The following is a 16,955-nucleotide window of genomic DNA, read 5'->3' on the forward strand; positions in this document are numbered from 1 at the left end:
CCGCGGATCGCGTTCATGCGCGGCGGCGCAGCGCGTCGATGACGGTGCGGGTGGCATTGGACGGCGTGCGATCGGCGTTGTATGCGATGGCCAATTTCCATGGGATCGGCTCGGCGGCTTCGGAATACGCGATATCGGGGGCTCGTTCGGCGACGGATCGGGGGGAGAGGGTGACGCCGAAATCGTTGGCGGCCAGTTCCAATGCGAAAGTCTGGTCGGCGACCTCGATGACGGGACGGCGCTGCGGGAACAGTGCCTCCGCGGTGGCGCGGATGCCCCAGCCCGGCGGGAAGTCGATGAATCTGACGGTGTCGAGGTCGGTGGCGCGGAAGGCACGGCCGGCGAGGGGATGGGCCACTGCGGTGCACAGGACGAGGGTTTCCAGGTGGACCGGGTGCACCGTGATGCCGGAAAGACCGTCGAACATGCCTGCCACCAGGGCGATATCGAGACTGCCGTCACGCAGTCCGGCGATATTGCCCGCCACGCCCGAGATGCTCTGACGCATCTGCAGCGTGATCGACGGGTACCGCCGGTGCATATCGGCGATCACGGTGGCCAGATCGAGGGTGTGCACGTTCGTGAGATTGCCGATGACCACCTCGCCGCGCACCTCGCCGCGTGCCGCGTCGATCGCGTCGACGATCTCGCGCCGGGCCCGCAGCATCGCCTTGGCCGGTTCGATCATGGCGTGGCCCGCCTCGGTGAGTTCGAGGGTGCGCGGTGTCCGGTCGAACAGGCGGGTGCCGAGTTCGCGCTCCAACTTGGCCACGCTCGTCGACACCGCGGACTGCACCAGATTCAGCGACCGGGCGGCGGCGGTGAAGGAGCGATGTTCCAGGCAGGCGAGGAAGCATTCGATCTGGCGCATCTCCATCGGCCGAGCGTATATCTGTTCTGTAGATGGCTCCATCAAAATTCATCGCTTTTGTTGATCGGTGGAGTCCCGGACGATTTGACTGTGACTATCTCGATCACCGACACCGCGGGCGTGAAGCTGACCCGTCTGGTTGTGTTCGTATTCGCGCTCACGGCGGGTTCGTCCGCGGCGTGTCTCTACTACTTGCAGCCGCTGCTGCACACGGTCGCGGGGGAGTTGGATGTCTCGATCGCGACCGCGGCGCTGCTGGTGAGCGCGGCCCAGATCGGCTACCTGTCCGGGATCGCGCTGCTGGTTCCGCTGGGTGACTTCCTGGAGCGCCGCCGCATGATCCCGGCGCTATTGCTGGCTTCGTTCGCGGCCCTTGCGGTGTCGGCGGCTGCACCGAATTTCGCGGTCTTGCTCCCCGCGGTATTTGTCACCGGTGTCACCGCGTCCGCGGCACAGATCGTGGTGCCGTGGTCCTCGGCGCTGGCCGAGCCGGAACGACGTGGCGAGATCGTCGGCACGGTGATGAGCGGGCTGCTGCTCGGCATCCTGATGTCGCGCGTGCTGTCCGGTGCCATCGCCCAAGTGGGTGGTTGGCGCACGGTGCTGCTGGTCGCGGCGGGGCTGCAGTTGGCGATGTCGGTGAGCGTTTATGCGCTGGTACCGACCACCGGGCGGGCCGCAGCGGGTGAGCGCTATCCCGAGGTGCTCGCCTCGATCTTCGCGCTCATCCGAAACTATCCGGTGTTACGGCAGCGTATGGTGCTCGGTTTCCTTGCCATGGCGTGTTTTTCGCTGGTGTGGACCGCGATCGTCTTTCTGCTCGCCGGGATGCAGGCGAGTCCGTACCACTACTCGGAATTCACCATCGGTCTGTTCGGACTCGCCGGGGTGGCCGGTGCGCTCGGTGCGCCGGTGGTCGGCCGATTGGCCGATCGCGGGTACCAGCGCGAGGTCACCACGGCGGTCTGGGCGACCGTGCTCGTCAGCTGGGCGCTGCTGGCTTGGGGTGGGCACAATGTGGTGGCGTTGATTGCCGCCCTGTTGGTATTCGATCTCGGGGTTCAGGGCATCCAATTGTCCAATCAGAGTGCCATCTATGCCCTCGATCCCGCCGCCCGCAGCAGGTTGACCACCGCCTATATGGTGACCTTCTTCCTCGGCGGCGTCGCGGGTTCGGTGTCGGCCGGAATCGCATACCAGTCCGGTGGGTGGTCACTGGTATGTGAAATCGGGCTTGCCGCGACAATTCTCGGGCTGCTGCTGTGGGCGGCGTTCGCGCGTAAAGTGTCGTCTCCGGCCTGACCGGCGGCTACGTGGTCGCCACCAGGATCTGTTCGGCGCTCGGGGGTCGCAGCCCGTCTGCTCGTCCCGCGAAGTAGCGCTCGGTGAGGGTGGACGTTGAAATGTGTTGCGCCGATGGGAAACCCGTTTCTTCGGCCAGCTCGATCAGCTCGTGGGGGCTGAACAGGCTGAGGAACGGGACTCCGCTCGCGCGCGCGGCATTCTCGACGGCTCGGCGCATCGGGCGCTCCTCGTCATCGAGCAGTTCCAAGGGCAACTGGAATGTGGTGACGAAGGTCGAGCCGGGCGCGAGCGCCGCGAGATGGCGCAGCGTCTGGATATTCGCCTCCCGGGTGAGGTACATGGAGACGCCCGTCGAGACCACCACCGCGCGCCGCTGCGGATCGAAGCCCGCGGAAATGAGCCGGTCCCACCAGGATTCGGTTTCGAAATCGACCGGCACCAGCCGCAGCCATTCCGGGATTCCGTATCCGAGTTCGACTAGCCGCTGGCGCTTCCAAGCCTGGGGTCCGGCTTGGTCGACCTCGAATACCGTGAGGCGGGCGCCGATTTCGGGTCGACGCTGGGCGAAGGTGTCGAGTCCGGCCCCGAGGATGACGTACTGGTCGACACCCTGGGCGGCCTGTTCGATCACCACATCTTCGACGAAGCGGGCGCGCGCCGTGACGCAGGCGCGGGAGAGCGCGGTCGTCTCGGGATTCATATCCGCTCGGCCGCGCCATCCCGGGGCCGGGTCGACCAGCCGAAGACCGACCTCGTCCTCGAGGACATGCGGCGATTGATCGAGTTCGACATGCAGGGCGCGCCACAGTGCGACCCGCTCCGCGGTGCTCTCCGGACCAATGATCTGCTGCACGGTGTACTCTTTCAGCCGAGCTTTCCGACCTGCAGACTCCAGATCCGTCCATCTGGGTCGCGGACGGTCATTTCCTTTGTCCCGTAATGGGTTTCCTCGAACGGTGTGACCACCTCGACATCGCTGCCCGGCCGGAAGGCATCGGGTTCGGTCACCGTCAGTACGAGTTGGGTCGACGGCGTCTGGCTGGCCGGAATCTCGGCGATGAAGACATAGGGGCCGTCGCCATTGCGGAACAGGCCGGAGTTGTGGTCGGTGGTGAATTCGGGTTCGAAGCCGAGCGCCATGAAGAATCGCGCCGCCTTGCCCCAATTGTGGGTTTCGATGAAGACGCCCTGAATGCCTTCCGTCGCCATATGGAATCTCCTTCTCGCGATCACGGTTGCTGGTCGTGGGTGTCGTCGAGGTAGCCGCGCAGCGCCTCCGCGACCAGGGCGGACAGCGATATGCCCGACTCGATCGCACGGAACTTCACCTGCTTGATCAGTCCGACCGGCAGGTACACGTTGAACTGCTTCACATCCTCGTCGCCCACATCCAGAGGCTAGCATGCTAGCAAGCTAGTGTCACAACGTCGTACCGAGGCCGAGCGGCGGCTGCTGGAATCGGCCGCCGAGCTGGTCGGCGAGATCGGCCCCTCGAAGGTGACGCTGGCCGCGATCGGTGATCGCGCGGGCTACAGCCGCGGATTGGTCACCCATCACTTCGGCTCCAAGGGCGCGATGATGGCGCGGCTGGTCGGCGTCGTCGGCCAACGGTTCCAGGATGACCTCATCATGTCGACCGCATCCGCAGCGCCGATGGATCAGATGATCGGTTTCGTGCGCACCTACTTCGACATCGTGTCCGATATTCCGCCGATGAATCGAGCCCGGCTGGTGCTGTGGGCCGATGCGGTGGCCACTCCGTCGGAGCTGCGTCCGGCCATCGTCGTCGCCGATCGCGAATTCCGCGACGAACTCGCCGAGCGCATCGCACAGGGGCAGGCCGCAGGGGAGTTCTCCCGTGATATCGACGCGCACGGGCTCGCCACCACCACCACCGTCGGCATGCTGCGCGGCATCGCATTGCAAAAACTGCTCGACCCGGATGTCGACCTCGACGCCTGCCGCCGGGAAGTCGAACAACTATTTCTCACTCGGCTCCGCCCTGCGGAGCGCGAGGTGCCACCCGAATAGAAAGAACACCTGCAATGAGTCGAATCTTCGGTCAGATCGCCCAGATCGGTTACGTCGTCCGCGATATCCGCGCCGCGATGGATCAGTTCATCGAAAATGGCATCGGCCCTTGGTTTTACGTCCACAAGGTGGAGACCGACTACTTCACCTATCGCGGCGTCGACTCACCGCTGCAGATGAGCGTGGCCCTGGCCAACTCCGGTGACGTGCAGATCGAATTGATCCAGCAGCGCAACGACGCCCCGTCGCTCTACAAGGATTTCCTCGACTCCGGTCGCGAAGGCGCTCAGCACATCGCCTACTGGACCACGGATTTCCAGACCCTCTACGACAAGGCGCTGTCGCTGGGCTACGTAGTCGGTCAGGAAGGTTCCATCGGCGGTGCGCAGGGGCGCTTCGCCTATCTCGACACCGAGCACACCCAGGGCACGATCATCGAGATCTCCGATATCAGCGGGCCCAAGGGGGAAGTCTTCAAATACATCCGGGAAGTCGCCGTCACCTGGGACGGCACCGATCCCATTCGTGGCGATATCAGCGAGCTCTGACTCCCGCGCACTACGACGTCCGAGGAACCGCAATGGAATATCCCGATCCCGCCACCCTGCCCGCCGAACTGCGCGAGACACTGACCACCCACACTGCGAATATCTATCGAATGGTGGCGCATTCGCACGGCATGGGTCGCAGCTTCCTGGACATGGCCGCTGCGATGCTGCAAACCAATTCGGTGCCGTTCCCGTTGCGGGAGTTGGCGATTCTGCGCGTCGGACACGTCTACGAATCGCCCTACGAGCTGCATCATCACGAAAGGTTCGCGCGCGCGGTCGGTCTCAGCGAGGACGCCATCACCGCCGCGGTCACGGGCGCCGGGGCGGGTTTGTCCACCGAGGAGGCGTCGATTCTGCGGTGGACCGACCAGCTACTCGCTGAGCACACCCTCGGCGAGGCCGGACGCAAGGAAGCCCTGGAACTCTTCAGCGCGACGCAGCTGGCCGATTTCGTGCTCACCGTCGGCTTCTACCAACTGGTGTGCAATTTCCTCAATACCTTCGAGGTCACCACCGAAGGCGAAGCCTGAGCGGTCAGCGGGTTCCGCTGATTAGAACTTACTTGTTAGCTAACAAGTTGAATCCGTCGAGATGCTCCGTCAAAGGCTTGATGCATCTGGTTGCCACCGATGTGTTGCGCCCGCCATCGCACGCGATCGGACGCCGGGCCGCATTGGGTGTACGGTCGCACGACTTTGCGGGCTCGAACAAGGCCATGCCGCCGAGGCGGTGTGACACCCCACATTTGGCGGCGGGTCATTCGGTGGATCGGGGGGTGGCGCGATAACTTGATCAGGTGATCGAGAGTTCTGTATCCGCGACGGCTGGGGCTTGGCGGGTAGGTGACGGCGACCCGGTGTCATTGCGGGAGGCGACGGTGGCGTGGGCGATTGCCGCGCATGCCGAGCTGGCCGAGATTGCCACGGGATACGGACATTTCATTACCGTCGGGGAGTTGGCCGAGCGGGTGCAGGACGTGTCGGGGGTGCAGACCGGGGCGCCGACGCCGACCTGGATGGCGGCCATTCTGCGTAAGGTCGCGCGGCGCTGTCACAATGCGGGCGAGCCGCCGCTGACCTCGCTGTGTGTGCAGGACAACCACACTGTCGGCGACACCTACAAATATGTGCTCGAGCTCGCGGGGCTACCGATCCCGAACGACCTCGAATTACATGCGTCCTACGCCCGATGGCAGTGCTATGAGCACTACGGTGCCACCATGCCCGCCGATCTGACCGCCCCGCCGCTGCTTCCCAAGGTGGCGGGACGCCGTCGCTCGGCGGGCCCGACCGCGCAGGAGGCCAAGCCGCAGCCGACCCGCCCGGCGGTATGCGCGCAGTGCTTCATCCAGCTCCCCGCCAGCGGGACCTGCCAATACTGCGTGTGACCAGCCGCCTCAGTTGTCCGGCGGGAACTGGCCGTTCGCGTGGACGGTGGTGCCGCTCGAGCTGAAGGTCACCACGCTGGGTCCGCCCTGCGGGCAGCACAGCGCATCGTCGGGCTTGGCCCATCGGTACTGGACCGAGACGGTGTCCCTGGTCTTGCCGAGAATTTCGGTGTAGCCGTATGGCTTTGACGTGGCGGTGCCGAGGTAGGTGCCGTTGGTGAAGAACAGGATGTGGCTTCCGGGATGAATTCCCTGCCATTCCACCTGCATCCACGACAGCACGTCCGAGCATCCCGCCTGAATCGGATCACCGCTTCCGCCCTGTACGACCCAGCTGCCACCGGCCGGTGGCGGCGCCAACCGAGCGACCGCGGAGGCGGCGAGTGCTGAGTTCACATCGAAGCACAAACCGTGTCCGCTGCCGTAGGGCCCGGATTCCGCGGGCGCGGAGGTCGTTCCCGATGGTGGACCGGCGGCGGGCTCGGGTGTGGCCGAAGGCTCCTGTGTCGCTACGGGTTTCGGACTCACTGCGGGCTCGGCTGCCGGTGTCGCCGCGGGTTTCGGATCGGCCGCGGGCTGCGAACGATCGGTGGTGGTGCCTGCCTGCACCACATTGGGCGAACTCGCCGACGGGGCTGATGTTGCGGTAGCAGCACTCGGCGATGAGCTCGTGCCGCATCCAGCAGTGCCGATCGCAATGCTTACCGCGAGCATGACCAACGCCGTTGACCTGATCCTCATGGCTTCCCCTCGAACTGATCGCAAACGCGAATTTCCCTGTGCCACAACCAATTTGCGCACAGCAGGAACATCGGACGAATTGCGGTCGGTGTTACAGGGATAGCGGGACGAACGTGCCCCGAATTATCGGGGCACTCGACGAGCGACTCAGTACCAGTGGTGCGCTTGCCAGAACACCCAGGCGCTTTCGGGGCTGCCGTAGCGCTGGATCATGTAGTCGTAGGTCCAGCGGATCTGGGTGAGCGGGTTGAAGCGCCAGTCCATGCCGTGGGTGGCCATCTTTTCCGGCGGCAGAGCCTGGCCGAGGCCGTAGGCTCCGGTGCTCGGGTTGGTGGCGAAGGGGTCCCAACCGCTTTCGCGCGTGACGAGTTTGTCGAACGAATCGAATTGATGGGCGGGGACAACCGTCAATGCCATGACCTTGCTGCTCGCGCGGACCAGTGAGAACGCGAACCCGGCCGACGACGAACCGGAGATCTCATCGTTGTCGGTGGTGGCCGCCGCGGGAGCGACGCAGATGAACGACATGCAGACAGTGGCCAGAACGGCGCTGATGATGCGTGACATCGATGATCTACTCCCTCCACATTCGGGACAGATGCGATAGTCAGCAAAGCATTAGTTACCGTGACTGTGTCGCAGCCGCTCCGGCGTGTCCGGGAATGTGGTAAGCACCGCTCCTGCGGATTTCGTCAATGACGCACGCTCAACCAGCCGTCCATGAGCGCGAAATACTTGCAGTAGAAGGGGTGTGACCCGATTTCATCGGGTGCGGTGAAGGTGATGGTCTGGCCGGGACCGATTTCATTGTCGAACAGTCCGGGCCTTCTGCTGGTGATGCTGTGTTTCAGCAGATCGTGGTTGATCACCGTGATGACCGCGCCCGGCGTGATCGGGGGCGTGTCGCTGTAGGTCTGTTTTTCGATCGTGATGGTGACCGCGGATATCGGGGCCGGGCCAGGTGAGGTCGGCGCGGCCTGCTCCTGCTCGGATGTGGAGCACCCCGCCGCCCAGGCGATGGCGAGCACGCCGACCGCGACCGCCACCCGGTGCCGCTGCTCGGGGATGGTTCGAGTGCTGTTCACACAGATCGGCTTCCCAAAATTCGTGCGGTCATGCCGATACCCGTTGACCGCATCCGGAATAGGGGCGCTACCTCGTGTTGTCGGGCCACGGCACGGGCACTGCAATCGCTGCCGATGGCGGCCGCGATCGTCGCACGTGTTCGACCGGTATCTCGATCGGCTGAGCTGGCAGGGCCTATTCGACGGTGTTTAGGCCACGGCCGAAACATGGTGAGGATCCGGGCCGCTGATTTCTAGGCTCCTGAACAGTGACAATGCAGGAGTCGGAGATGTTGAACGAAGTTGCGGTACGGCCGGTCGGCGGTTTCGCGCTGGCGATCGGTCGCCTGGCCGACAGCGCGGCCGGGCGGACGCGGTGGTGGCTGATGTGGTTGCGCTGGATGGTGACGTTCTCGCTGCCGTCGACCGCTGATCAGCAGTTGGAGCGGCTGGATCCGGTGCTCGCCGTGATGGTGCGAGGTCCGCGGTGATCGCGGGTACCGTGGTGCGATACCTGGGCACGGCGATGCGGGGCAGCGCATGAAGCGGATCTATTGCACACCCGAGGATCTGACGCGCATCAGGATCGGGCCACCGCTCGGTGCGCTGGGTGAAACCGTGCTGGCCACCAGGGTGCTGCAACGCACCGATGCGTCGCTGTACGACGGGTGGCGCAGTCAGGTGCGGCGTGCGATACCGGGGGACTTCGGCATGCTCGCCGATCTGATCCCTGGCGTCGATCCCTTCGTCGACCTGATCACGCCCACCCGCGCCGCGCGGTCGATCTCCGCCGGAATCGAGGCGCTGCATCTGGCCTCTCGCGATGAACTGCGCAGAGAGGTGGAGCATACCGATCGCAGCCGCGCGCGGACCGAGCGTCCGCTGCCCACGTGGGCGCGCGGCCTGTCCGACCGCGATAGTGCGGTGCGGCGCGATGTCGCGGCCGCTGTCCAGGCATTTCATTCGGCGGCGTTCGCCGGTCGGTGGGTGCATCTGCAGTCCTATCTCGAGGTGGCCGCCGAACGGATGGCCCGCACCCTTGCCACCGAGGGGGTGGAACGGCTCTTCGCCGCGCTCGCGCCGCTCGCGCGGTGGCGCGCGCCGGTGCTGGAGGTGCTGGCCATGACCGGCTGCCACGACGAACACCTCGACGGCCGTGGACTGATCATTATTCCGTCGCTGTTCGCCTGGCCCGGGCCGCTGCTGCTGAAATCCACCATCGACAAGGACTCGCCGATGACGCTGGTGGTTCCGGTGCTGCGCGATATCGCCGATTTCGCGTCGGCGTGGGGTCCGCGGGCGACCAATGAGGCGCTGACCGCGCTGCTCGGCCGGACGCGCGCCGCCGCGCTGCAGGTGATCGCCGAGGGCTGCTCGACGACCGAACTCGCACGCCGACTTGGTATTTCACCCGCGACGGCCAGCGAACACGCATCGATCCTGCGGGAGGCCGGGCTGATCGAGAGTTGGCGGCACCGCAATGCGATGCGGCATCAGGCGACGACGCTCGGCATCGCGCTGCTCGACGGTGATCTCGACAGTGGTGTGCGTATCGCTTGATGCCGCGCCAGTATGGTCGGGCACGTGCAGTGCATAACCGACTGGGAGAGTTCGGCGTGGTAGAGCAGGGTGGACCGGTACGGGTGCGGTGGGCAGGGGTCGGGCTGGTCGCCGGGGCTGCGTTGGCCGTCGGTGGGGCCAACATCCGGTTGTGGCTGGTGTCTTCCGGACATCGGTCCGGACCCGCGGCCGCGCCGAGGGTTCCCGTGGTGATCGTGCCCGGGGCGAGGGTGGGGCCGGATGGAGCCCCGATGGCGTATCTGCGCGGGCGACTCGATGTGGCGATCGAATTGCTGCGGGCCGGAAAAGTGCACGAGATCCTGGTGTCCGGTGCGGCCGCTGGCACCTCGGGGGACGAAATCGCCTCGATGACAAAGTATCTCGTCGACCATGGCGTCGATCCGACGGTCGTGCGCTCCGACGGCGAAGGATTGTCGACCCGCGCGACCTGCGAGCGAGCCAAGAGCCTGTTCGGCATCGACCGCGCGATCATCGTCACCCAGTATCAGCATCTGCCACGGGCGGTTGCTCTGTGCCGCGCCGCAGGCATCGATGCCGACGGGGTCATCGCATATTGCGATTGCAGGCGAATAACAAAGGTCCGCAACAATATTCGCGAATGGCTCGCCGCGCCGAAAGCGGTCGCCGCAGTGATCTGTCGCTGACCACACTGCTCCGTGGTCTCCGACCATGGCTGGCCGCAGTCGGCGACGGCGGCGGCGGTGCGTTACTCAGGGATATCGCACTGTTCTCGCGCGTGCGGAATCAACGCGGATCCGGCAGCGCGGGATCCATCGGATCGATCGGTCCGCCGGGGTTCGGGATAGGTGGCGGTCGGTTCGGATCCGGGTGTGGTGCCGGGTCTGGAATCGGCGGCGTCGGTGTCGGGACTGGTTCCGGAGGTGGTTCGGGCTGTGGTTCGGGGCTGGGTGTCGGTGGTGCGGGCTGCGGGTCGGGGGTGGGCGCCGGCCGGGGGAAGGGATCCGGGCCGGGCGCGGGTTCGGGCTCAGGGAACGGCTCGGGGCCCGGGACCGGCTCAGGGCCGGGAACCGGCTCGGGGCCGGGACGCGGTGGGACCGGATCCGGGATCGGCATCGGCGGAACCGGGTCGGGGATCGGCGTCGGCGGGATAGGGCTCGGATTCGGTGGCACTGGACGCGTCATGTGCGTTCCTCCTCACCGCAGCGGTACCCATCCGGTCGCGGGTGAATCAGTGCAACACCGGCTGACCGGGGACCAACTGTTCGCAGCATCTCGGGATCGGCCCCACAGAGCGGCTCGCGGCCTGCTAGGTTCGCGGGCATGCCCGCTCGCGATGAGAAGACCGTCGGTCTCGTCCTCGTCACCTACCAGAGCGCAGAGGACCTGCCGCCCTTCTTGAAATCGCTACCCGCGGCCGTCGAGCCACTGACGCTCGAGGTGATCGGCATCGACAACACCTCGACCGACAACAGCGCCGATATCGTCGACGACTTCGGCGGCACGGTGATCCGCAATCGCAAGAACGTCGGCCTGGCCGCCGCGATCAACCAGGGCGCGGCCGCGACGAATGCCGAATGGATTCTCGTCGCCAACCCTGATACCCACCTCGCACCGGGTTCGATAGCGGCACTCGTCGAGACCGCCCGCACCGACAAGACGATCGGCATGATCGGACCGCGGATAGCCCGACTGGACGGAACGCCCTACCCGAGTGGCCGTCGGTTCCCGTCGCTCGCGGTGGGGATCGCCCATGCCCTGCTCGGTGGTGTGTGGCCCGGCAATCCCGCCACCCGCGCGTATTTCGGCGATCCGGTGACCACGGTCAGCGATGTCGACTGGATCTCCGGCTGCTGCATGCTGTTCCGCCGCGAGGCCTTCGATGCCGTCGGCGGGTTCGATGCCAGGTACTTTCTGTACTTCGAGGAAACCAAGATGGCGTTGGATATGCACCGCGCCGGATGGCGGGTCGTACTCGATCCGGACGTCGAGATCCGTCATCGCGAGGGCGGCAGTATGCGGTCGGCGCCGTTCCGCAAGATCCGCAGCCACCACCGCAGCGCCTTGCGGTTCTACTGCGACTACCACCAGGGCTCACCATGGCTGCTGTTCGCACCGCTGGTCGCGGCGGGCCTGATAGTCCGGGGCGCGCTGTCGGTACTGCGGACCGCGATAACTCAGCGGCTACGGCGCTAGGGAAACGCCTGACGATCAGTTGGACTGCACGGCGTAGCCCGGCGGCAGTTTGTGCGGTGGACAGTTGATCACCGTGTCGTCGTCGATACCCCGGGATTCCAGGAAGGTGATGCGCCCGGTCGCGGAGACCAGCGTGAGCGGATAGGTCGGTCCCTTGTCGCGGTCGGCGACAATCGCGTCGAGATTGTGTTCGTAGCGGGTGAGCGTGCTCTCGGGGTAGTCGAGCATCCACTGCGGATAGGAGATCGTGGTGTGCACGCGGCGATCCCCGAGCCAGATGATGATCACGGTGGTGGTGCCGGTCTCCTCCACCCAGGCGAGTTTGTACATATCGTCGCTGAGCTGGACCAGCTTCGCGGTCTGATTCTTGGACCAGCGCCCGAACATCGGTCCCATCAAGCAGCGCGAATCGATCGTGTGCCAATCGCGCACGTAGATCTCGTACTTCCAGCCGTTGTCGTAGGCGTAGATCAGGTGCTTTCCGACAATGCCGGACAGATCACCGGTCAGGGCTGAGGCCGTCCAGGCTGGCTGCCGCACGCTCATCACTGACTCCTCTCGGTCGACCTACGCCGTCGGGACCAGGGCTTTGTCGTCAGCCTAACCACTCGGACGGACATTGCGGCCGATTTGCCGGGAACGCCGTCAGCATGGCCGGGCGGCGGCGTAGAGGATCTCGCGCATTCCGGGCAGGGATTCTTGATCCGCCCGCCATACCAGCCGCAGACTCAGATCGGGCACCGGAAAGTCCAATCGGACCAGCGTGCCATGTGCGAGACCGTCGGCGACCGCGAATTCCGGCAGCAGGGATATGCCGAGTCCGTGCTCGGCCCAGGCCCGCATCACCGGAACCGCACCGGCCCTGACCCGCCGCGGACCCGAGCCGAGAACCCGCTCCCCGGCCATCCAGAACGAGCATTCGGGCACATTGACCAGCAGCCGCTCATCGATCAGATCGGCCGGTGTCAGGGCCGACTTATCCGTGAGCGGATGGGTGGGCGCCGCGACCAGGGCCAGTGGCACCGGGTCCAGGTCGAGGAAGGCCAGCGGTTCGGCCGGTGCCGGGAACCCGAGATCCCCCACGGCACCACCGGAATCCAGTAGCAGTGCCGCATCGAGTTCGCCGCCGATCACATCGGCGAGCAGTCCGTCGCGGGCCCGATCCGAGCGCACCTCGACCTCGAGATCCGGCCGTCGCTGCGCCAGCCGCGCCAGCACCTGCGGCACATAGGTGCCCGCGAGGGTTTCCAGTGCGCCGAGCCGCAGCAGCGGCCGTTCCGCCCGCACCTCGCGGGTCGCCTGTTCGGCCAGGTCGAGCAGCCGCCGTGCCCACCCGGTCAGGCGCTGGCCCGCGGGGGTCAGCCGCATGCCTTTGGGGTCGCGCACGAAAAGCTCGACCCCGAGTGCGGACTCCAGCGTGCGGATCTGCTGCGACACCGATGACGGCGCGAGGTCGAGCGCCACCGCCGCATCGGTGACGGTGCGATGGCGCACCACGGCCTCGAAGGTTCGCAGCTGACGTAACTCCATGGCCTGGCCAACGGTGCCGGAGCATTCGGATATTCCGAATGCTCCGTGCGCCGCGGCCGGTGGAGCGGCCGTGCCCACCCGACCAGAGTCGACCGCGTCACCATTCGAGTCGATCTGATCGGGAGCTGTTGCACCAGATGAGCATTCTGCAATCGCGGGCGCGCACGTCCGCGTCGAGCGGGCGGACCCGCGCCCTGCTCGGAATATCCCTCGGGTACTTCATGGTGTTGCTGGATATGACGGTGCTCTCGGTCGCCGAACCGGATCTGGCGGCGTCGCTGCACATCTCGGTCGCCGGACTGCAATGGGCGACCACCGGCTATACCGTCGCGTTCGCCGCGCTGCTGCTCTCCGCGGGCGCGGTCGCCGATCGCTATGGTGCGCATCAGGTATTTCGTTGTGGCACAGTAGCTTTCGGTGTGGTATCGCTGCTGAGCGCGGGCGCGCCGAACCTGTGGTCCTTGGTCGCGCTGCGGGTGCTGCTCGGAGTGGCCGCGGCGGCGTGTGTGCCCGCTTCGATGGCGATGATCAGCCAGCTCTATCCGGCTCCGGCACGGCGCGCCAGCGCGATCTCGACCTGGGCGGCGATCAGCGGTGCGGCGGTCGCGGCGGGGCCGATCGCGGGCGGCGCACTGGTCGGGCTGGCCGGTTGGCGTTCGATCTTCATCGTCAATGTGCCCATCGCGATTGTCGTGCTGGCGCTGAGCGCGGGCTCAGCGGTGCGCTGCGCCCGTGGCGAGCGCCGCATCGACTGGCCGGCGCAGCTGATCGCGGCCGTCGGCCTCGCGCTGTGCACCGACGCGCTGATCGCGGCGGGTGCGCAGTCGTTAGGGCATGCCGCGTGCTCGCTCGGCGGCACCGTGCTCGCGACGGTTGCTTTCGTAGTCCTCGAACGACGCAGTGCCGCACCGGTATTGAATCGGGAACTACTGCGCGAGGGTCGGGTGCGGGCCGGGTTGTTCGCGGGTGCGGCGGTCAACTTCGCGCTCACCGGCGCGCTGTTCGTCTTGCCACTGCTGCTGCAACAGCAACGCCACCTGAGCCCGCTGCAGACCGGACTGGCATTCCTGCCGCTGACCGTTCCCTTCGCCCTGATCCCACCGCTGGCTGGCAAGATCGTCGCCCGCGTCGGCGCGCGCCGCCCGATCCTGGCCGGACTCGGCCTGCTCGCGGCGGGCGGTGCCGTGCTGGCCGTCGCGGTCTTCGCCAGCCTCGCCTACCCGGTGCTGGCGTCGGGTCTGCTGTTGTCGGGATTCGGTGTGGCCTTCGCCCTTCCGGCCTTGGTCACCGCCATCGTCAACGCGGCTCCACCGGGTACCGCCGGTGCGGTCGGCGGTCTGTTGAACGCGGTCCGCCAAGCCGGTGCGACCCTCGGCGTCGCCGTCATGGGCGGGCTCGTCACGCCGGGCATCGGCTGGGCAATGCTGACCTCCGCGGCGGCCTGCGCGCTCGCCTTCGTCGTCTTCGGTCACCACCGCGCATCCGAATCCTGACGCGGGTTCAGAGCGCGATTCGGCCGACCTCGCCGTGCCTGGCGACGGCCATCGATGGTTGACCGTATCCCGGGCCGCGGGGCATGGTTGGCCGATGAGTGCCGCATCGCACAGCGATTCGACGACGGGTGGTGGCCGGGTGGCCGGTGGACGCGGGGCAGAGGTCCGTGCGGGTGTCGAGCTGACCAATCTCGACGCACCGCTGTTCGACGGTGCGCAGGCGACGAAGCGCGATCTGATCGACTATCTCGAATTCGCCGGTGATCGGTTGGTTCGGCAGTTGCGGGATCGCCCGCTCTCGGTGGTGCGCATCCGGCCGGGGCAGGAACCGTTCATGCAGAAGAACCTGCCGAAGTACACCCCGGACTGGGTGCGGCGGGTGACCGTGTGGGCCGAGACCTCCAAACGCGAAGTGACCTATGCACTCTGCGATGACGTGCGCACGCTGCTGTGGTTCGGCAATCAGCGCGCGGTCGAATATCACCCGACGCTGCTGCTCGCCGATCACGCCCAGGGGCCGACGCATCTCATCCTGGATCTCGATCCGCCAGCGGGTGGACCGTTCCAACAGGTCGTACTGGCCGCGGAACTGATCAGACAGGCGCTGGCGAACGACGGACTGGCGGGCGCGGTGAAAACCAGCGGCGCCAAGGGCGTTCACATCTTCGTGCCGATCGAATCCGGCATCCCGATCGAGGATGTCGCCGCCGCCACCCGGGCGATCGCGGCCAGGGCCGAACGCATCGACCCGGCCCTGGCCACCACCGAGTTCATCCGCGAGGACCGCGCGGGCAAGGTCTTCCTGGATTCGACGCGCGCGGGCGGCGCGACCGTGGTCGCCGCCTACAGCCCGCGCGTGCGTCCCGGTGTGCCGGTGTCGTTTCCCGTCGAATGGGCCCAGCTCGCCGATATCAGCCCGGCCGACTTCACCGTGCGAACCGCACCGAAACTCTTGGGCGAGCACGACCCGTGGACTCGGGAGATGCCCGCGCCACAGACCTTGCCCGCCGATCTCATCGCCGAGGGCCACACCATCCCGGTGGCCCGGGTCCAGGCCATGCACGAGGGCAAGCGCCGGGCCCGGGCCCGCAGGCAGACTTAGCCTTTCAGTCCTGACGTTCGATGACCGTGCGGAAGTGCGCGGCCCCGTCGGTGATCGCGTCGACGGTAACCTGGGCACGGATCTCGCGGCCGTTGTCGGTGACGGTGCAGATTTCCGTCGCGCCGATCTCGGCGCCCAGGGTACTGGGGCAGCTCACGTGCTGGGGTGTGTGCCCGGTGTCGTCGATGTAGTCGATGGTGACCTGCGCGGCGAGCCGTGAGCTGGAGATCGAGTCGGCATAATCGTCATCGTTGCCCCGGTTCGTCGTGAACTGGGCGATGCTGCCGAGGATGCCGAGGACGAGCATGACGATCAGCAAGGCGCGGCCACCGCTGGAGACCAGCAGCGGGCGGGTCGGGGATTGCGGTGCCGGTTGGGTCAGTGACGCACCGGGCACGGGTGCACCGGGAATCTGCGCACCTGGCATCTGCGCACCTGGCATGGGAGCACCTGGCATGGGAGCACCTGGCATGGGCGCGGGGGCCGCGACCTTATCGCCGAAGACGCCCTTCAGGTAGGCGGGCGTCAGCAGATACGTGTAGGTCGACACCCGCATTTCGATGCGCAGCACCGCCGAGGTGGCCTCGAAGACCGCACCGGGCATCCGCCCGGTGATCAGGACGATCAGCCACAGAATGAACGCGACGATGAACCAGCCGATGCTGAACCAGTACGACAGCACCAGAATCGGCAACGCCAGGATGAGCCGGAAGAACACCGCCACCCGGTTCAACGGCGTCGGCGCCGGGAACTCCAGGCGAACCGGATAGTCCGGCGCGGTCCACACCGGCGGATAGTCGTCGACCAGCAGTCCCAGGTAGCCGTACACTCGCGCGGCGTAGCCGAAATACCCGCGCAGGAACTCACCGCACCACTCCGGCAACCGGCCGAGCACCAATGCGCCGAACCAGCCGCAGACCACCACCACGAACGCGGCGTAGCCCAGCGCATACAAAACGATCAGGTGCGGTATGGCCAAAAGCAGCCGCAGCAGTACGGTCCAGCGGCGGTGTTGCTCCGGCGGAAAGACATCCAGTTCGACCAATGCTTCGCCACTGGTCGGCGATCCTTCGTTGGTTACCATCGCGACCCACTCGCTTCCTTCGTTCAGCGGAATTTCCAGAACTCGGATGAGTGGAACGAAT

Annotated in this window: 21 protein-coding genes; 11 read left to right on the forward strand and 10 right to left on the reverse strand. The window is 66.2% G+C overall.

What is annotated here, in order from left to right:
• Positions 1-13: 13 nt before the first annotated feature.
• Positions 14-877 carry a LysR family transcriptional regulator gene (locus ACQP0C_RS10205; RefSeq protein ID WP_433732687.1) on the reverse strand — a complete coding sequence of 288 codons (864 nt, stop codon included), beginning with the start codon at positions 875-877 and terminating at the stop codon, positions 14-16.
• A gap of 84 nt (positions 878-961) precedes the next feature.
• Here ACQP0C_RS10205 and ACQP0C_RS10210 point away from each other — a divergent pair, with 84 nt between their 5' ends.
• Entirely contained in the window at positions 962-2,173 is a 1,212-nt protein-coding gene (locus ACQP0C_RS10210; protein WP_433732688.1) for an MFS transporter, read from the forward strand.
• A gap of 7 nt (positions 2,174-2,180) precedes the next feature.
• Here the strand turns inward: ACQP0C_RS10210 and ACQP0C_RS10215 are convergent, their stop codons facing one another.
• The 3 genes from ACQP0C_RS10215 to ACQP0C_RS10225 are packed head-to-tail and all read right to left on the reverse strand — an operon-like array spanning position 2,181 to position 3,564.
• On the reverse strand, positions 2,181-3,020 hold the full coding sequence (locus ACQP0C_RS10215; RefSeq protein ID WP_433734499.1) for a class I SAM-dependent methyltransferase: 840 nt from the start codon (positions 3,018-3,020) through the stop codon (positions 2,181-2,183).
• Between the two features lie 20 nt (positions 3,021-3,040).
• A complete protein-coding gene (locus ACQP0C_RS10220) occupies positions 3,041-3,385 on the reverse strand; it encodes a VOC family protein (RefSeq protein ID WP_433732689.1) in 345 nt (114 codons plus the stop codon).
• Between the two features lie 20 nt (positions 3,386-3,405).
• Positions 3,406-3,564, reverse strand: a complete 159-nt coding sequence (locus ACQP0C_RS10225; RefSeq protein ID WP_433732690.1) for a CopG family transcriptional regulator — start codon at positions 3,562-3,564, stop codon at positions 3,406-3,408.
• Between the two features lie 28 nt (positions 3,565-3,592).
• On the opposite strand from ACQP0C_RS10225, the gene ACQP0C_RS10230 reads away from it, so the two are divergent.
• The 4 genes from ACQP0C_RS10230 (at position 3,593) to ACQP0C_RS10245 (ending at position 6,145) form a co-directional block, all read left to right on the forward strand.
• Positions 3,593-4,207 (forward strand): TetR/AcrR family transcriptional regulator, encoded by a 615-nt coding sequence (locus ACQP0C_RS10230; protein WP_433732691.1) that lies wholly within the window; start codon positions 3,593-3,595, stop codon positions 4,205-4,207.
• A gap of 14 nt (positions 4,208-4,221) precedes the next feature.
• Positions 4,222-4,755: a VOC family protein gene (locus ACQP0C_RS10235; RefSeq protein ID WP_433732692.1), complete on the forward strand. Its 534-nt coding sequence runs from the start codon at positions 4,222-4,224 to the stop codon at positions 4,753-4,755.
• Positions 4,756-4,787: 32 nt separating this feature from the next.
• Complete coding sequence (locus ACQP0C_RS10240) at positions 4,788-5,288, forward strand: carboxymuconolactone decarboxylase family protein (protein WP_433732694.1); 501 nt, start codon at positions 4,788-4,790, stop codon at positions 5,286-5,288.
• 266 nt (positions 5,289-5,554) lie between these two features.
• Positions 5,555-6,145 (forward strand): hypothetical protein, encoded by a 591-nt coding sequence (locus ACQP0C_RS10245; protein ID WP_433732695.1) that lies wholly within the window; start codon positions 5,555-5,557, stop codon positions 6,143-6,145.
• A 9-nt stretch (positions 6,146-6,154) separates the two neighbouring features.
• Here ACQP0C_RS10245 and ACQP0C_RS10250 read toward each other — a convergent pair whose 3' ends face one another.
• The 3 genes from ACQP0C_RS10250 to ACQP0C_RS10260 form a co-directional block, all read right to left on the reverse strand.
• Complete coding sequence (locus ACQP0C_RS10250; RefSeq protein ID WP_433732696.1) at positions 6,155-6,541, reverse strand: LppP/LprE family lipoprotein; 387 nt, start codon at positions 6,539-6,541, stop codon at positions 6,155-6,157.
• 492 nt (positions 6,542-7,033) lie between these two features.
• Entirely contained in the window at positions 7,034-7,453 is a 420-nt protein-coding gene (locus ACQP0C_RS10255) for a transglycosylase SLT domain-containing protein (protein ID WP_433732697.1), read from the reverse strand.
• A 125-nt stretch (positions 7,454-7,578) separates the two neighbouring features.
• A complete protein-coding gene (locus tag ACQP0C_RS10260; RefSeq protein ID WP_433732698.1) occupies positions 7,579-7,971 on the reverse strand; it encodes a hypothetical protein in 393 nt (130 codons plus the stop codon).
• Positions 7,972-8,240: 269 nt separating this feature from the next.
• Between ACQP0C_RS10260 and ACQP0C_RS10265 the strand changes: the two genes are divergently transcribed.
• From ACQP0C_RS10265 to ACQP0C_RS10280, 4 genes are all read left to right on the forward strand, one after another.
• Positions 8,241-8,441 (forward strand): hypothetical protein, encoded by a 201-nt coding sequence (locus ACQP0C_RS10265; protein ID WP_433732699.1) that lies wholly within the window; start codon positions 8,241-8,243, stop codon positions 8,439-8,441.
• A 49-nt stretch (positions 8,442-8,490) separates the two neighbouring features.
• A complete protein-coding gene (locus tag ACQP0C_RS10270; RefSeq protein ID WP_433732700.1) occupies positions 8,491-9,510 on the forward strand; it encodes an ArsR/SmtB family transcription factor in 1,020 nt (339 codons plus the stop codon).
• A 56-nt stretch (positions 9,511-9,566) separates the two neighbouring features.
• A complete protein-coding gene (locus tag ACQP0C_RS10275) occupies positions 9,567-10,175 on the forward strand; it encodes a SanA/YdcF family protein (RefSeq protein WP_433732701.1) in 609 nt (202 codons plus the stop codon).
• Between the two features lie 637 nt (positions 10,176-10,812).
• Positions 10,813-11,685 carry a glycosyltransferase family 2 protein gene (locus tag ACQP0C_RS10280; RefSeq protein WP_433732702.1) on the forward strand — a complete coding sequence of 291 codons (873 nt, stop codon included), beginning with the start codon at positions 10,813-10,815 and terminating at the stop codon, positions 11,683-11,685.
• A gap of 15 nt (positions 11,686-11,700) precedes the next feature.
• On the opposite strand, the gene ACQP0C_RS10285 is transcribed toward ACQP0C_RS10280, so the two are convergent.
• Both ACQP0C_RS10285 and ACQP0C_RS10290 read right to left on the reverse strand, forming a co-directional pair.
• Positions 11,701-12,231, reverse strand: coding sequence for a phenolic acid decarboxylase (locus tag ACQP0C_RS10285; protein WP_433732703.1), 531 nt, complete (start codon positions 12,229-12,231; stop codon positions 11,701-11,703).
• Between the two features lie 99 nt (positions 12,232-12,330).
• Positions 12,331-13,293, reverse strand: a complete 963-nt coding sequence (locus ACQP0C_RS10290) for a LysR family transcriptional regulator (RefSeq protein ID WP_433732704.1) — start codon at positions 13,291-13,293, stop codon at positions 12,331-12,333.
• A 59-nt stretch (positions 13,294-13,352) separates the two neighbouring features.
• On the opposite strand from ACQP0C_RS10290, the gene ACQP0C_RS10295 reads away from it, so the two are divergent.
• Positions 13,353-14,708, forward strand: coding sequence for an MFS transporter (locus ACQP0C_RS10295; RefSeq protein WP_433732705.1), 1,356 nt, complete (start codon positions 13,353-13,355; stop codon positions 14,706-14,708).
• Between the two features lie 94 nt (positions 14,709-14,802).
• Complete coding sequence (locus tag ACQP0C_RS10300; protein WP_433732706.1) at positions 14,803-15,810, forward strand: DNA polymerase domain-containing protein; 1,008 nt, start codon at positions 14,803-14,805, stop codon at positions 15,808-15,810.
• 4 nt (positions 15,811-15,814) lie between these two features.
• On the opposite strand, the gene ACQP0C_RS10305 is transcribed toward ACQP0C_RS10300, so the two are convergent.
• A complete protein-coding gene (locus tag ACQP0C_RS10305) occupies positions 15,815-16,894 on the reverse strand; it encodes a DUF4389 domain-containing protein (RefSeq protein ID WP_433732707.1) in 1,080 nt (359 codons plus the stop codon).
• Positions 16,895-16,955 lie beyond the last annotated feature (61 nt).

This window comes from Nocardia sp. CA-129566, assembly GCF_050956075.1.
GTDB lineage: Bacteria > Actinomycetota > Actinomycetes > Mycobacteriales > Mycobacteriaceae > Nocardia.